This is a genomic window from Hydrogenobacter hydrogenophilus, assembly GCF_900215655.1.
GTDB classification, from domain to species: Bacteria; Aquificota; Aquificia; order Aquificales; family Aquificaceae; genus Hydrogenobacter; species Hydrogenobacter hydrogenophilus.
In genome coordinates this window covers 195877-210813 of the sequence record NZ_OBEN01000001.1, presented here as the reverse complement: position 1 = coordinate 210813, position 14937 = coordinate 195877, and the positions used below count along the sequence as shown (strand labels likewise).

Annotated in this window: 18 protein-coding genes and 1 tRNA gene; 12 read left to right on the top strand and 7 right to left on the bottom strand. The window is 42.3% G+C overall.

Features of this window, described 5'->3' with window-relative positions:
• Positions 1-9 precede the first annotated feature (9 nt).
• From CP948_RS09000 to CP948_RS01105, 6 genes are read right to left on the bottom strand one after another with little or no spacing between them, the layout of a single operon-like run.
• Positions 10-1311, bottom strand: coding sequence for a M23 family metallopeptidase (locus CP948_RS09000; protein ID WP_096600221.1), 1302 nt, complete (start codon positions 1309-1311; stop codon positions 10-12).
• The gene (locus CP948_RS01125) at positions 1308-2033 is read right to left on the bottom strand and encodes a 50S ribosomal protein L11 methyltransferase (RefSeq protein ID WP_096600219.1); all 726 of its coding nucleotides are present in this window, start codon (positions 2031-2033) and stop codon (positions 1308-1310) included. The genes CP948_RS09000 and CP948_RS01125 overlap by 4 nt, the downstream gene beginning before the upstream one ends.
• Entirely contained in the window at positions 2030-2587 is a 558-nt protein-coding gene (locus tag CP948_RS01120) for a hydrolase (RefSeq protein WP_096600217.1), read from the bottom strand. The genes CP948_RS01125 and CP948_RS01120 overlap by 4 nt, the downstream gene beginning before the upstream one ends.
• Positions 2584-3840 carry an adenosylhomocysteinase gene (gene ahcY / locus CP948_RS01115; RefSeq protein WP_096600215.1) on the bottom strand — a complete coding sequence of 419 codons (1257 nt, stop codon included), beginning with the start codon at positions 3838-3840 and terminating at the stop codon, positions 2584-2586. The genes CP948_RS01120 and ahcY overlap by 4 nt, the downstream gene beginning before the upstream one ends.
• A gap of 9 nt (positions 3841-3849) precedes the next feature.
• On the bottom strand, positions 3850-4506 hold the full coding sequence (locus CP948_RS01110) for a uracil-DNA glycosylase (protein WP_096600213.1): 657 nt from the start codon (positions 4504-4506) through the stop codon (positions 3850-3852).
• Positions 4479-4727 carry a hypothetical protein gene (locus tag CP948_RS01105; RefSeq protein ID WP_096600211.1) on the bottom strand — a complete coding sequence of 83 codons (249 nt, stop codon included), beginning with the start codon at positions 4725-4727 and terminating at the stop codon, positions 4479-4481. The genes CP948_RS01110 and CP948_RS01105 overlap by 28 nt, the downstream gene beginning before the upstream one ends.
• 108 nt (positions 4728-4835) lie before the next feature.
• Here CP948_RS01105 and CP948_RS01100 point away from each other — a divergent pair, with 108 nt between their 5' ends.
• The gene (locus CP948_RS01100; protein WP_096600209.1) at positions 4836-5837 is read left to right on the top strand and encodes an aspartate-semialdehyde dehydrogenase; all 1002 of its coding nucleotides are present in this window, start codon (positions 4836-4838) and stop codon (positions 5835-5837) included.
• 3 nt (positions 5838-5840) lie between these two features.
• Positions 5841-6257: a M67 family metallopeptidase gene (locus tag CP948_RS01095; RefSeq protein ID WP_096600207.1), complete on the top strand. Its 417-nt coding sequence runs from the start codon at positions 5841-5843 to the stop codon at positions 6255-6257.
• A gap of 1 nt (position 6258) precedes the next feature.
• On the opposite strand, the gene CP948_RS01090 is transcribed toward CP948_RS01095, so the two are convergent.
• Positions 6259-6546 carry a DUF503 domain-containing protein gene (locus tag CP948_RS01090; RefSeq protein WP_096600811.1) on the bottom strand — a complete coding sequence of 96 codons (288 nt, stop codon included), beginning with the start codon at positions 6544-6546 and terminating at the stop codon, positions 6259-6261.
• Between the two features lie 141 nt (positions 6547-6687).
• Between CP948_RS01090 and sppA the strand changes: the two genes are divergently transcribed.
• The 10 genes from sppA to CP948_RS01040 all read left to right on the top strand — a co-directional run bounded on the left by sppA (position 6688) and on the right by CP948_RS01040 (position 14936).
• Positions 6688-7524, top strand: coding sequence for a signal peptide peptidase SppA (gene sppA / locus CP948_RS01085; RefSeq protein WP_096600205.1), 837 nt, complete (start codon positions 6688-6690; stop codon positions 7522-7524).
• A gap of 16 nt (positions 7525-7540) precedes the next feature.
• Positions 7541-7615 (top strand) — tRNA-Val (locus CP948_RS01080).
• Between the two features lie 17 nt (positions 7616-7632).
• The gene (locus CP948_RS01075) at positions 7633-8628 is read left to right on the top strand and encodes a 3-dehydroquinate synthase II (RefSeq protein WP_096600203.1); all 996 of its coding nucleotides are present in this window, start codon (positions 7633-7635) and stop codon (positions 8626-8628) included.
• A gap of 2 nt (positions 8629-8630) precedes the next feature.
• Positions 8631-10031, top strand: a complete 1401-nt coding sequence (locus CP948_RS01070; protein WP_096600201.1) for a UDP-N-acetylmuramoyl-L-alanyl-D-glutamate--2,6-diaminopimelate ligase — start codon at positions 8631-8633, stop codon at positions 10029-10031.
• A complete protein-coding gene (locus tag CP948_RS01065; RefSeq protein ID WP_096600199.1) occupies positions 10018-10278 on the top strand; it encodes a hypothetical protein in 261 nt (86 codons plus the stop codon). Before CP948_RS01070 ends, CP948_RS01065 begins: the two co-directional genes overlap by 14 nt.
• Positions 10279-10331: 53 nt before the next feature.
• Entirely contained in the window at positions 10332-12776 is a 2445-nt protein-coding gene (locus CP948_RS01060; protein ID WP_096600197.1) for an ATP-dependent Clp protease ATP-binding subunit, read from the top strand.
• Positions 12773-13750: a UDP-glucose 4-epimerase GalE gene (gene galE / locus CP948_RS01055; RefSeq protein ID WP_096600195.1), complete on the top strand. Its 978-nt coding sequence runs from the start codon at positions 12773-12775 to the stop codon at positions 13748-13750. Before CP948_RS01060 ends, galE begins: the two co-directional genes overlap by 4 nt.
• A 3-nt stretch (positions 13751-13753) precedes the next feature.
• Positions 13754-14062 carry a metal-sulfur cluster assembly factor gene (locus CP948_RS01050; protein ID WP_096600193.1) on the top strand — a complete coding sequence of 103 codons (309 nt, stop codon included), beginning with the start codon at positions 13754-13756 and terminating at the stop codon, positions 14060-14062.
• Complete coding sequence (locus CP948_RS01045) at positions 14050-14535, top strand: V4R domain-containing protein (protein ID WP_096600191.1); 486 nt, start codon at positions 14050-14052, stop codon at positions 14533-14535. Before CP948_RS01050 ends, CP948_RS01045 begins: the two co-directional genes overlap by 13 nt.
• Entirely contained in the window at positions 14535-14936 is a 402-nt protein-coding gene (locus CP948_RS01040; protein ID WP_096600189.1) for a secondary thiamine-phosphate synthase enzyme YjbQ, read from the top strand. Before CP948_RS01045 ends, CP948_RS01040 begins: the two co-directional genes overlap by 1 nt.
• The last annotated feature ends 1 nt before the right edge of the window (position 14937 follow it).

The following is a 14937-nucleotide window of genomic DNA, read 5'->3' as shown; positions in this document are numbered from 1 at the left end:
AAGTTTTGGTTAATTCGCTTCGAGCACGCTATCTATGTTAGTTTTTAGCCACTTGGCATCAAGCCATTCTTTTGGGTTTACTTCTATCCCATGAACCATTATGCCAAAGTGTAAGTGGTCCCCAAGAGCCAAGCCTGTGCTATCTGTGTTTGCTATGATATCTCCCTTTTTCACAAACTGCCTTTTTTTTACCTTTATCTCTGAGAGATGACCGTACAGACTCATAAGACCAAAGCCGTGATCTATAACAACCATATTCCCGTATATACCCATATTACCAGTAAAGACCACTATACCACTGTTGCTGGCTGGCACTGGTGCGTTTTCAACGGAAGCAAAGTCATAACCCATGTGTCTGCTCATGCTTATCTCTCTGTCTTGGTAATAGTAATACCTTATGTCTCCAAAGGTGGAAATCACTTTGCTACCCGGAAGCTGTAAGAAATTGCCCTCCCAAAGCTTTTTAGCAGTGCTGTTTGATCCTATCCTTTTGAGATTCTCCACATCCTTCTTTCTCCAGTTTTCGTTAACTTCTTTGAAAGCATCGATAGGTGGCATGTCCCTACCAAGAAGCGGTATGATAACCTTCTTTATAAACTCTTCGCTTAGCTTTATCCTGTCTGTTTTAAACTGTACCTTCTTTATTTGGATTTTCAAGAGAGCCGTTGTGCTGTTACCAGCAAGGTCATAAGCAACAACTTTTATAGTGGTGGAGGGGTCTTGGTCAACCTTTACAGGATACAGAGTAAAGTATTCTTCCTTACCTACGGGATACATGGGATACCTTTCCTCTCCTACTTGCAAGTAAGCGCTATAACCATCTTTTACCCTTGCCTTTACCGCACCTGTGCCACCCTGTGGTACATACCGAGTATAACCCACAACTTCAAGCTTAGGGGGCAGAGTATCAATCCAAGTGTCCATTTGGTAAGTTTTCCTGCCCAAAAGTCCGTATCTGAGCGTTATGAGCAGTTTGGCTTTTCCGTCCGTTAGTCCCATCTGCCTTGGAGCTAAATGTAGAGGAATAGCCTTTCCTTGAGGTGGTGCGTCATACAGGATAAATTCCCTTTCTCCCTGAAGTATTTTTATAGTTGCTCGCTTTACATCACCTTTTAGCCTTAGGATCGCATCCTTTTGAGCGGGTATGAAGGTGATGTCCCTTAGGTTTTCCACTTGGGGTTTTCCCGTAATAAGGGAAAAGAACATGTATACAGTAATTCCCGCAATGCCTGAAAAAAACAGAAATTTCAACAACTTTCCTTTTACTTTCCTTTTTTCTCTTCTTTCTAACTTGTACTTTTTGTACTTCATATTTCCACTACCAGACCAAACCAGCCCTTAACTTTCTTTATTTTAACTATACGGAAGCCTTTTAGCATCTGTAAAAATTCATCAAGCTCGTCCTTTCCGTATATACCAGAGAATACCGCTCGCTTTTTAAAGAGCCTCTTTATGTGTTCCATTTCTTTTCTGAAGATGTCCATTTCCAAGTTAGCACAAAGGAAGTCGAATCTTTCTCTTATGTCCTGTGGTCTTGCTTTTATGCATTTTATGTGTGTGTTGTTTGCTTTTGCGTTCTTCTTGCATTCCCTCACTGCAATCTGGTCTATGTCAATAGCTAAAACTTCCTTTGCACCGAGCTTTTCTAGAGCTATAGACAAAATTCCGCTACCGCAACCTACATCTATAGCAGTCCAGCCTTTTTTAAAAAACTCATCTATCAACAAAAGACATATCTGTGTAGATGCGTGCAGACCCGTGCCAAAAGCCATGCCCGGGTTTATGAAAATGGTCTTAACTCCGCACGGCACAATGAGAAAGTCCTTTACCCTTATAGTTTTTAGATAGCTTTTTGGGTGTTTCATACGGATCTCTTGAACCTGCAGAGGTTCTAAATGTTCCAACTTTTCATATACCGCAAAGATTACCTTGTCATCTTTTCTGTCTAAAATCTCAACACCTTTTGTGTACTCTGTAAGTAGTTGATAAAAGCTCTCTTCCTGTAAGGAATACACATACCTTGTGTACTTCACTTTATAAGTTTAGATAGGACTTTGAACTCTTGAGTGCCTGCCACTTTGAGGTGTTGGAAGAGTACTGTTTCTGTACATGTTATTACAGCTCCTGCGGACCTCATGAATTCAATACCCGTCTGGTGGTTTTCCCAAGAGCGCGAGCATACCCCATCAGAAACCACATGCACATGGTATCCTTCTCTTAAAAGTCCCAGAGCGGTCTGCAGTACGCATATGTGTGTTTCCATACCAGTCAAGATAACGCTTTTCCTGTTATAACCTTTTACAGTTTCAAGAAAGAGCCTTTCTTCACAGCAGTTAAAACTGAGTTTTTCTATGGGTTTGTATTCTGGTAAGACATTTCTTATCTCCTCAACGGTCTGTCCCAAGCCCTTAGGGTACTGCTCTGTGATTATTATGGGAATTTCAAAGAGCTTACACATTTCTATTAGATTTTGCACATTTTTTATAACACTCTGCCTTTTTTCCATAACTCTGGCAAGCTTTTCCTGAATATCTACTATCACAAGAACACTATTCTGTGCTGAAAGGAAGAACTTTTCTAAGCTCATGTACCCAACTCCCAAGAGGATAGGTACTTTACTTGCTCTAGCGTTAGAGTGTCTATCTTCACTCCCATGCTCTCAAGCTTTAGCTGTGCTATTCTCCTGTCTATTTCTTCTGGCACTCTGTAAACGTCCCTTTTTAGTTCCTGATGATGTTCAAGGATGTACTTGGCAGAAAGTGCCTGATTGGCAAAGGACATGTCCATTACTGATGCAGGGTGTCCCTCCGCACTGGCAAGGTTCACAAGCCTCCCCTGAGCTATTAGGTAAATTCTTCTGCCATCTGCAAGTTTATACTCCTCTACGAACTTTCTTATCTCTCTTTTGCTCACACTCATGCTTTCAAGAGCCTGCACATCTATCTCCACATTGAAGTGTCCTGCATTGGAAATTATCGCTCCATCTTTCATAACTTTCATGTGCTCTTCCCTTATAACAGATGTGTTTCCTGTTACCGTAACGAAAAAGTCCCCTATTTTTGCCGCTTCTATCATAGGCATTACCAAAAATCCGTCCATCCTTGCCTCTAAAGCCTTTATAGGATCTACCTCGGTGATGATTACCGTTGCACCCATACCTCTCGCTCTTTGAGCCACACCTTTACCACACCAACCGTAGCCAGCAACTACAAAGTTAGAACCCGCTATGAGCCTGTTGGTAGCCCTCATTATGGCATCTATGGTGGATTGCCCAGTCCCGTATCTGTTGTCAAACATATGTTTAGTGTATGCGTCATTAACCGCTATTATAGGAAAGTTCAAAATCCCTTGCTTAGCCATGGCTTTTAATCTTATAACGCCCGTAGTGGTCTCTTCCATACCTCCCATTACTTTCTTAGAAAGCTCTTTGTAATCTTTGTGAAGGGTAGATATAAGGTCCGCACCATCATCTATAACTATGTTAGGCTCTTTCCTTATCACCTCATGAAGGTGTTGGTAGTAAGTTTGCGTATCTTCACCTTTTATAGCAAATACTGGTATCTGATAATACTTCACAAGAGCTGCTGCCACATCGTCCTGAGTGGATAGGGGGTTAGAAGCGGTCAAATAAACTTCTGCACCCCCTTCTTTGAGGGTTATGGCAAGGTTTGCAGTCTCCGTAGTAATGTGCAGACAAGCGGATATTCTTACGTTCTTTAGAGGTCTTTCTTTAGCAAACTCCTCTCTTATGATTCTGAGAACTGGCATGTCCCTCTCTGCCCACTCTATCCTGTCTCTGCCTTCCTGTGCAAGCGATAGGTCTTTTATATGGTATTCCATAAAGCTCTATTATAACTCTTTTAAAAGCTCCACTACCTTTTTTATATCTTGGGTGAACTCTTTGTCCGCTTGGGGGTTTCTCAGCACATAAGCAGGATGGTAGGTTAGAAAAACCTTTATGTTCCTGTCATAAGGGTAGTCAAAAACCTGTCCCCTGTAGCGCGTTATGGGTAGGTTCTTGCCCAAAAGCCCTTCAAGAGCGGTAGAGCCCAAGCATACTATCAGTTTTGGCTTTATTATCTCTATCTCTTTTCTCAGATAAGGTATACAGCCTATCATTTCATCTTTAGTAGGTTTTCTGTTTCCCGGAGGTCTTGATTTTACTACATTGGTGATATAAACCTCTTCACGACTTAGTCCAACTTCTTGGAGCTTTTCGTTTAAGTACCTACCCGCTCTTCCTACAAAGGGTTTTTTTTGTCTGTCTTCTTCCTCGCCTGGTGCCTCTCCCACAAAAACCACCGGTGAATCAGGATTTCCATCACCAAAGACATAGCCACTGCTACCTTCATAGAGCACACACTTACCCTCAGTACTCAGTTTTTTAAACAGTTCTTCCAGCAACAGCTTTTTACCTATTTTTTCGCTTCTACTTTCAATAAGGTAAAGCTCCGTTATACCTATTTCTTCTAAGGATTTTACCGTTGCAAAAAGTTTTCTATCCATGACTTTTCAAAGCAAGCACTTCCCTCTTCGTAATTTTGACTCTTCTCTATACACTCCCTTATCTTCTCTAACCTGTAGGTAACTAAGTTCTTGCATATTACCCAAGCGTATTCACACCATTTGTGCTCTTTTAAAGGGTTGGTATTGCAGTCTTTTTCTTGTGCGTAGGAAACGCCCAAGAAAGCTATCAAGCATACGCCAACTTTCTGTAGCTTTGTCATACCACCATACTAACATCTTGTCAGGCCCTTTCTATATGATTTATATCATATTTAACCTTATGAAGTTTTTCACCCTGACCGTATAAACAAATATATAATTATAAAGCTATGGGATATAGGGTTGCTGTAGTTGGAGCTACAGGCGAAGTAGGAAGAGCCTTCTTGAGAGTTTTAGAAGAAAGGGATTTTCCCGTAGACCATCTTGAGCTTTTTGCCTCAGAGAAATCTGAGGGTACTCTTTTAACTTTCAAAGGTGAGAAAATAAAAGTTCAAGCTCTTAACAAAAGGACAGATTTTAAAGGTATTGATATAGCACTTTTCTCTGCGGGAAGTTCCGTAAGCAAGGAGTATGCACCAAAATTTGCATCAGATGGAGCGGTGGTTATAGATAATTCTTCTGCATGGAGGCTTGAACCTAATGTACCTCTTGTCGTACCAGAAGTAAACCCCGAAGATGTTAAGGACCACAAAGGCATAATAGCCAATCCTAACTGCTCTACTATACAGATGGTTGTAGCCTTAAAGCCCATATACGATGTTGCAGGCATAGAAGCTATAGTGGTTTCTACATATCAGTCTGTATCAGGTGCTGGTGCAAAAGCAATAAGGGAGCTACAAGAACAAGTAAAAGCTTGGTGTGAGGATAAAGATGCACCCCATCCAAAAGCTTTGCCCAAAAAGATAGCTTTCAACGTAATACCTCAGATAGATGTTTTTACAGAGAATGGTTATACAAAAGAGGAAATGAAGATGTTAAACGAAACGCGGAAGATCATGCACGATCCAGATATAAAGGTTTCTGCTACAACGGTGAGAGTTCCCGTGTTTTACGGACATTCGGAAGCGGTAAGTATAAAGCTAAAAAGAGAGCTAAATGTTCAAGAGGCAAAGTCCATACTTTCAAAGGCAAAGGGAGTTATCCTATACGAAGACTATCCTACACCCTTGGATGTTGCAGGAAGGGATGAAGTTTTTGTAGGTAGGGTAAGAAAGGACTTAGTTTTTGAGCCGGGCCTCTCCATGTGGATAACTGCGGATAACATACGGAAGGGTGCTGCTACCAATGCGGTACAGATAGCAGAACTTCTCACCCAATTTGCCATGGTGTGAAACATGCTTAGAATAAAGGGATCAGCCTTACAAAAGATCATAGCTCAGGCAGAGAGGGATTACCCTTACGAGACATGCGGGCTTCTTTTGGGAAAGGCAGAAGGTGAGATAAGAACCGTCTTTGGAGCCTTTGAAACTCCTAATGCTAACGCCGAGAGAAAGAACGACAGATATGAGATACACCCAAAAGATTACTTAAAAGCGGAGGAAAAAGCTAAAAATTTTGGTCTTGAGATAGTTGGAGTTTATCACTCTCATCCGGATCATCCAGACAGACCATCACAGTTTGATGAAGAAAGAGCTTTTGAAGGTTGGTCTTACATTATACTTTCCGTAAGTAAAGGCAAAGTGGTGTCTTACAGAAGCTGGGAACTTATAGGGGGAAAATTTAAGGAGGAACAGATACTCGTGTTTGGCTAATTCAAACCTTTATGTATTCTAAATCTATACCCAATATGAACTCGGGGTAGTTTTTGTCAAGAAAGTTCCGTACCTTAGAGAGGGTTTCCTCTACCAAGGACTTTTCCGCACCTACACAAACTATAGCTAACTGGGACCTCTGCCAAAGGTCGTGGTAGTCTACTTCTGCAACGGAAACATTGAAACTAGACTTTACACGATCCTTAATAGACCTAAGGTAGTATCTCTTCTCCTTCAGGGAGTGGTTCTCTGGAAAGAAAAGGTCTAACTTTAGCACGCCCAGAAACATGAGTATCTTAATAAAATTATACACTCCGAGTGAGTTTACTAAGGAACTTTATCCTCTGCCTCTTTTATCCTTGTCTTCCTAAAGAGGTGGTAGGACTTAATGTTGGGGTCAATGAGTAGATTAAGCAATATAATCTAATACATGAAAAAGTTTATATTAGTATTGATACTTTTGGTAGGTGTGATGGCATTAACAAACCTTATATCCAGACTACCTGTAGGGGACAGGATAGCGGTGATAAAAGTAGATGGTGTTATAGTGGACCCAGAGCCATTAATAAAGAAAATAGAGAAAGCAAAGGAAGATAAAAGCGTAAAGGCTCTGGTGCTTAGAGTAGACAGTCCGGGTGGATCTGTAGGAGCTTCTCAAGAGATATACAGAGCCTTAGAGCGCTTCAAAGAAAGTAAAAAGCCCATTGTGGTATCTATGGGAAATGTTGCAGCATCTGGTGGTTATTACATATCCGTGCCCGCTGATTATATATATGCCAACCCAGGCACAATAACAGGTAGCATAGGTGTGATTATACAGCATATAGACTATAAGGAGCTTCTAAACCGCATAGGTGTCAGTGCCACTGCCATAAAAACGGGTAAGTTCAAAGACACTCTCTCACCCTTTAGAAAACTCACAGAAGAAGAAAAAGAGTATCTGGAAAGCACCATAGAGGACGCTTATCAACAGTTTATTTCAGCCATATTAAAATACAGGTCAGGAAAGATAAGTGAGGAGAAGTTAAAAAGTATCGCAGACGGCAGAATAATGACAGGTCTTATGGCTCAAAAAGTTGGGCTCGTAGATGGTATAGGCAATATTGAAGATGCCATAGATATGGCTAAGAAGCTCTCACACGCAGAGAAAGCCAGAGTCTTTTATATGGAAGATAGAAAAGGATTTCTCAGAAGGTTCTTAGGAGCGAGTCTTCCCAGTCTGGACTTAAGCCAGTACGGCACAATGGCTTACTATCTGATGAAGTAGTATAATTAAAATTCTAAGGTGCGTAGCTCAGAGGGAGAGCGCTGGCCCGACACGCCAGAGGTCGGGGGTTCGAGTCCCCCCGCACCTACCATGTTATAATGTTTTTACATGAAAGAGTTTTGGTATTGGGCGGAGAACTACGACAAAAAACTCATAACCACAGCAATAGAATCTGGAGCTACTGCAATAGTCCTCAGCGATCCCTCTAAAAAGGAAGAGGTGAAAAAGCTCGGAAGGGTGAGCATTGTATCTGAGGAAGGAGACCTAAAGCTGGGAGAGGATGTGGTCTATTTGCTTATAAAGGGGAAAGAAGATGAGGAAAAAGCGGTCAAGTATCCTCCCCATGTGAAGGTAATAGTGGAAACCACTGACTGGACCATCATACCCCTTGAGAACATTATAGCTCAGAGGGAAGAAGTTTACGCAGTTGTCAAAAATGAAGAGGAGGCAAGGACTGCTCTTAAGATCTTAGAAAAAGGTGTTAAAGGAGTTGTTCTAAAAAGCTCGGACATGAACACCATAAAACGAGTAGGTAGAGCTTTAGAAGAAGAGGAGGAAAAGCTAAACCTCTGCGTGGTGCGTATAACACGCATATTACCTTTGGGACTGGGAGATAGGGTGTGTGTGGATACCACCTCTTTGCTCTCAAGAGGTGAGGGAATGCTTGTGGGAAACTCTTCTGCAGGTATGTTTTTGGTGCATGCGGAAACGGAAGAAAATCCTTATGTAGCTTCCAGACCCTTTAGGGTTAATGCAGGTGCGGTTCACATGTACATAAGGGTTCCAGGCAATAAGACCAAATACCTTTGTGAGCTATCCACAGGAGATCCCGTAATGGTTTATGACTACAAGGGAAGGGGAAGACTCGTTTATGTGGGAAGAGCAAAGGTGGAAAGGCGCCCCATGATCCTTGTAGAAGGGAAGGCGGAAAACAAAAAAGTGAGCGCTATACTTCAAAACGCAGAAACCATAAGACTGACAAAGCCTGACGGCACACCTATATCTGTAGTAGAGCTAAAAGAAGGGGACGAAGTGCTTGGATATACAGAAGAAGCAGGAAGACACTTTGGTATGAAAGTGGAGGAAACCATCACAGAAAAGTAAAAATGGACATACTAAACTTGCTAAAAGATGTCAAAGGTATTACGGATAACTCAAAAGAAGTGCAGGAAGGCTACATCTTTGTAGCCATAAAAGGATCTCAGACGGACGGACACAACTTTGTGGAAGAGGCATTGAAAAGAGGTGCCAAGTGGGTACTTGTGGAGAAAGATGTGAATATATCAGACAGCAGAATAGTAAGGGTAAAAGACACAAGGCATGCCTTAGGAGAGCTTACCCATGCCTTCTACGGAGAGCCCTCTAAAAAGCTAAAAGTGATAGGCATAACTGGAACCAACGGAAAGACTACCACAACTCACATAATAGAATCCGTGCTAAACAAAGGCGGTATAAAAACGGGGCTTATAGGCACCATATATTACAGGTTTATGGACAAAGTTTATCAGTATGAAAGTAGGACAACACCCAACCCCATTTTGTGGCATGGCACTCTCAGAAGAATGTGGGAAGATGGAGCGCAGGCGGTATCTGCGGAAGTATCTTCTCACGCTCTTGACCAAAAACGCGTATGGCCTACATGCTTTGAAATTGTAGGCTTTACGAACCTATCTCATGATCACCTTGACTACCATAAAAACATGGGGGAGTACTTTAAGGCAAAGCTAAGACTGTTCAAAGAGTACGAGTACAAACACGCCATTGTAAACACAGACGATCCTTACGGAAAAAGGATACATGAGGAGCTAAAAGGAAAAGCCATAACTTACGGAAGGGAAGGAGACTTTAAAATCCTTGACTTTAGCACCAATTTTGATGGATCAAGGTTAAAAGTCCAATACCAAGGCAAGGTTTATAACTTTTATTCAAACCTCGTAGGAGAATTTCAGGCTTACAACCTATCTGCGGGAATACTCTGTGGTATGCTTCTTGGTGTTGATCCGCAAGCCATTCAGGAAGGTATAGAAAAAGTTTATGTGCCTGGAAGGTTTGAAACCTACAAAGGGGATGGATTTTTAGTTATAGTGGACTATGCACACACACCGGATGCCCTTGAAAATGTGCTTAAAAGTGTAAGAAAACTTTGCAAAGGGAAGGTAATAACCCTTTTTGGTGCAGGTGGCAACAGAGACAGAACCAAGAGACCAATAATGGGAAAGGTTGCCCAAAAGTGGTCAGACCTTGTGGTGATCACATCAGATAATCCCAGAGACGAGGACCCAATCAAGATCATAAGGGATATACTGGAAGGTATAGATGACACCTCAAAGGTTCTAATAGAAGAGGACAGAAAAAGAGCCATAGAGCTTGCTATAAGCAAGGCAGAGCAAGGAGATGTAGTCCTTATTGCAGGTAAAGGACACGAAGATTATCAGGAAGTAAAAGGAGTAAAGCATCCTTTTAAGGACTCACAGATAGTAAAGGAGGCTTTAAGTGTGCGACTTTGAGAACTTACACTATCATCTAAAAGATGAACTTTTGAGGATATACAAAGAGGCAGATGTGCCCCAACCTAAGGTAAAGATAGAGGACCTCAAAAGTGCAAGAATATGTGGACTTTCCAACTTGGCAAAACTCATTTTGTATCTTGAAAGGGAAGGATATCTTACCATACTCAACAAAGATGAGAACTTTAAAAACTGGGAGATACAGATAGAGGCTGGAATACTTGATCTTATGTTCGGTTATGGATAGCTTGCCAAAGGCGTTCCTTCACATATCTTTATTAATTAAGCGAGGTGTAAGATATGTTTGAGAAATTTACAGAAAAGGCAAGGCAGGTTATACTACAAGCAAGAGAAGAGGCTTTAGAGCTTGGACATACATACCTTGGAAGCGAGCACATTCTATTAGCCCTTATAAAAGATGAGGACCTTCCTACCATCATACTTTCCAAGTTTGGGCTTACTGCGGACAAGGTTAGAAAAGCCATCATAGGTCAGATCACAAGGGGTAGTCATTCGGGTGAGATACTCTTTGCACCTGACGCAAAGAGGGTGCTTGAATTTGCGGTAGAAGAAGCCCGGATACTCCATCATCAGTTTGTAGGTCCTGAGCACCTTCTTATAGGTGTGGTAAGGGAAAAAACCGGTCTTGGTGGCAGGATACTCAGAGGATTTGGGCTTGACGAATACTCCGTCAGGCGCGAGGTGCTCCAAATTTTGGGAGAGCTACCTCCTCAGGAGAGCGTCAAGTACGCACCCACTCCTAACCTTGACAGGTTCTCAAGGGACCTTACCCAGATGGCAAGGGAGGGCAAACTTGACCCAGTGGTAGGAAGAGAAAAGGAGATAGAGAGAGTTATACAGATACTCGTAAGAAGGAGAAAAAACAATCCCGTTCTTTTGGGGGATCCCGGTGTAGGTAAAACCGCCATAGTGGAAGGTTTGGCTCAGAGAATAGCTAATAAAGAGGTGCCAGAACCTCTTCAAAATAAAAGGGTTGTAGCTCTTGATCTTGCAGCATTAGTGGCGGGAACCAAGTACAGAGGTCAATTTGAAGAAAGGCTCAAAAACATACTCAAAGAGCTTGAAAAAGCACCCAATGTTATACTCTTTATAGACGAGATACACACTCTTGTAGGTGCAGGTTCTGCAGAAGGTTCCATAGATGCAAGCAACATGCTAAAACCTGCTCTGGCAAGGGGAGAAATACAGGTTATAGGTGCAACCACCCTTGACGAGTACAGAAAGTATATAGAAAAAGATGGTGCCTTAGAAAGAAGGTTCCAACCCGTTTTGGTAGACCAGCCGAGCGAAGAAGATGCTATACGCATACTCTACGGTCTTAAGCAGAAGTTTGAAGAGTTTCACAATGTGGAATACACCCCCTCTGCCATAGAGAAGGCAGTTCAGCTTTCTGTAAGATACATAACAGAGAGAAACCTACCTGACAAAGCTATAGATGTCATAGATGAGGCAGGCTCTCTGGTAAAGCTCAGAGCTATGAACTTACCACCAGACCTTAAGGCACTTGAAGAGAAGATAAAGGAAATAGAGCTGGAGAAAGAGAATGCAGCTAACGAGCAGGATTACGAAAAGGCGGCAAGACTCAGGGATGAAGAGCTAAGGCTCAGAGCAAAGCTTGAAAATCTTAAAACTAAGTGGAAACAGGAGATGGCTAAAAACAGACCGCAGGTAACAGAGGAAGATGTGGCGGAGGTAGTCTCCAGATGGACTGGCATACCAGTAAAGCGTGTCCATGAAAGCGATATGGAAAAACTACTACACATAGAGGAAGAACTAAAGAAAAGAGTTATAGGTCAGGATGATGCTATAAAAGCCATTGCAAGAGCTATAAGGAGGTCAAGGGTAGGTCTAAAAGGTAGACACAGACCTATAGGGGTCTTTCTCTTTTTAGGTCCTACGGGTGTAGGTAAAACAGAAACCGCAAAAGCTTTAGCTGAGTATCTGTTTGGTACAGAAGACGCACTTATAAGGTTTGACATGTCCGAATACATGGAAAAGCACACTGTTTCAAGACTCATAGGTGCACCTCCTGGGTATGTGGGATACGAAGAAGGAGGACAGCTAACCGAGAGAGTGCGCAGAAGACCTTATTCTGTACTTCTCTTTGACGAGATAGAAAAGGCTCACCACGATGTGTTTAACATATTCCTGCAGATCTTTGATGACGGAAGGCTCACCGATGCTATGGGAAGAACAGTGGACTTTTCTAATACCATAATCATAATGACTTCCAACCTCGGTGCAAGACTTATAACCCATGGAGGAAAGATGGGCTTTGAACAGAAGTTTGGTGTGATAGACTTTGAGCAGATGAAGAAAAATGTTATGGATCAGGTAAAGAGGACCTTCAATCCAGAGTTTCTCAACAGGCTTGACGAAATAATAGTGTACAGAGCGTTAGAGAAAGAAGATGTTGCCAAAATAGTAGAGCTACAGCTAAATGAGATCAACAAGAACTTGCAAGACTGGGGTATAAGCGTAAAGCTACATAAGAGCTTTGTAGACTGGCTTATAGAGAGGGAGTACAAACCAGAATACGGAGCAAGAAGCCTCAAACGCGCTTTGCAACACCATGTGGAAGATCTGCTTGCGGAAGAGCTTTTAAGAGGCACTCTAAAAGATGTAGATACGGTGGAGATCAAGATCAAAGATGACAAACCACACCTAAAGCCCATAAAAAAGAAGGAGAAGTTGGAAGCCCTGTTTGGTGAAAAGGTAGAGTGAAGATACTCATAACTGGTGGTGCGGGATACATAGGCTCTCATGTGGTAAAGCTTTTGGGTGAGTTAGGACACACTTTGTTAACTTATGACAACCTCTCTACAGGAAACCCAAAGGCAGTCCTTTACGGTGATCTCGTCGTTGCGGATTTATTGGATGAGGGGAAACTCAAAGAGGTTATAAAGAATTTCAAGCCTCATGTAGTTATGCACTTTGCAGCAAAGATATCTGTTCCAGAAAGTGTCAAAGACCCCCTTAGATACTACAGAGAAAACTTCTGTGGAACCCTGAACCTGCTTTCTGCCATGGTAGAGACTGGTGTTAGGTATTTAGTTTTCTCTTCAACCGCGGCGGTTTACGGGATTCCCAAGAGTGTGCCTGTCAAAGAAGAAGACCCCACACTTCCCATAAACCCTTACGGTTGGAGCAAGCTTATGTCAGAGATAGCCATAAAGGATCTGGCTTCTTCTGGTTATCCCCTCAAGTTTGTTATACTAAGGTACTTCAATGTTGCTGGAGCGGACCCAGAAGGAAAGTTAGGTTATATGGGAAAGGATACCACGCATCTGATAGGTAGAGCACTAAGAACCGCTAAGGGAGAGCTACCTTATCTTGAGGTTTATGGTACAGATTACCCCACACCTGATGGAACATGCATAAGGGACTACATACATGTTATGGATTTGGCAAGGGCGCACATTGATGCTATGCATTACTTACTTGAAGGTGGAGAAAGCGATATATTTAATGTGGGCTACGGACAGGGATACTCAGTCCTTGAAGTGATAGACAAAGTCAAACAGATCACAGGAGTGGACTTTCCTGTTAGATACGCAGGGAGAAGAGAAGGAGACCCACCTGAGCTGGTTGCGGACAGTACAAAAATTAAGAAAAGGCTAAGCTGGAGACCCATTTACTATGACATAAGCTTCATCATAAATACCGCATGGAAGTGGGAAATGAGCTATATTTATTAGACAATGGAGCAGGAAATTTACGAAAAACTAAAGGAGATAAGGGACCCAGAGATACCCCTTGACATAGTAAACTTAGGCTTGGTTTATGGAGTTGTGGTAAAAGACCGTGTTGCATACATAGATATGACCCTAACAGTACAGGGCTGTCCTGCAAGGTCATACTTTGCACAGCACATAAGGGATTACATACTTAAGAACTTTCCTGACCTAAAGGATGTGGTAGTAAACTTTGTCTTTGAACCTCCATGGAATAAGGATAAAATATCTGAAGAGGGTAAACAAAAGCTCAGGAGTATGGGATGGAGTATTTGAAGGATAAGTTTCGTGCGCTGGCAGAAGCCATAGAGAGAGAATCTGTACTTATACATCGCGCAGCGCTCATAGACGGCTACAGGGATCTGCACAAGCTTTCCAAGTTGGGTATAGAAAAGGTTATAAAGAGGGCTGCAAGTTATGGAGGGAAGAAGGGCGCAAAGATATTAAAAGAAAGGTATAGTGTTTACACAGACAGACTTGACGAAGCTCTTGAGATACTTACCGTAATAGCGGAATCTTCAAGACTACTGGATGTGTTTGAGTACGATATGGATGCCATGGAGATAAGGGTAGAAGGGTCTATACTTGTTGAGGCGGTAGGAAAGAGTAAGAACCCTGTCTGCGAACCTATGGCTGGTTTTTTTGAAGGCTTTTTAAGTACCCTTCTTGATAAGAAGTTCGAAGTAAAAGAGATAAAGTGCAAGGCACAAGGACACGAAAAGTGCGTTTTTAAGATAACTCAGAAGTGATGGGGACCTTTACCGTAAGAACTACCAAAAGGACAAGCTTTGTGAACATCACTGCAAGCGTGAAAGAAGAGGTAAAAAAATCAGGTGTAAAGTCAGGTATCTGTTTAGTGTATGTGCCTCACACTACTGCAGCGGTTTTCATCAACGAAGGTGCAGACCCTGATGTGATCAGAGACATAGCTAACACTATAGAAAAGCTTATACCTTGGGAAGACAGCTCTTACACTCACGCAGAGGGTAATTCCGCAGCGCACATAAGGAGCGCACTGATAGGAAACTCAAGGGTTATACCTATTGAAGAGGGTCAGCTACTTCTTGGAAGGTGGGAGTCTATATTCTTAGCGGAGTTTGACGGTCCCAGAGAGAGAAAGGTAGTGGTGAAAGTTATAGGAGAATTATAGA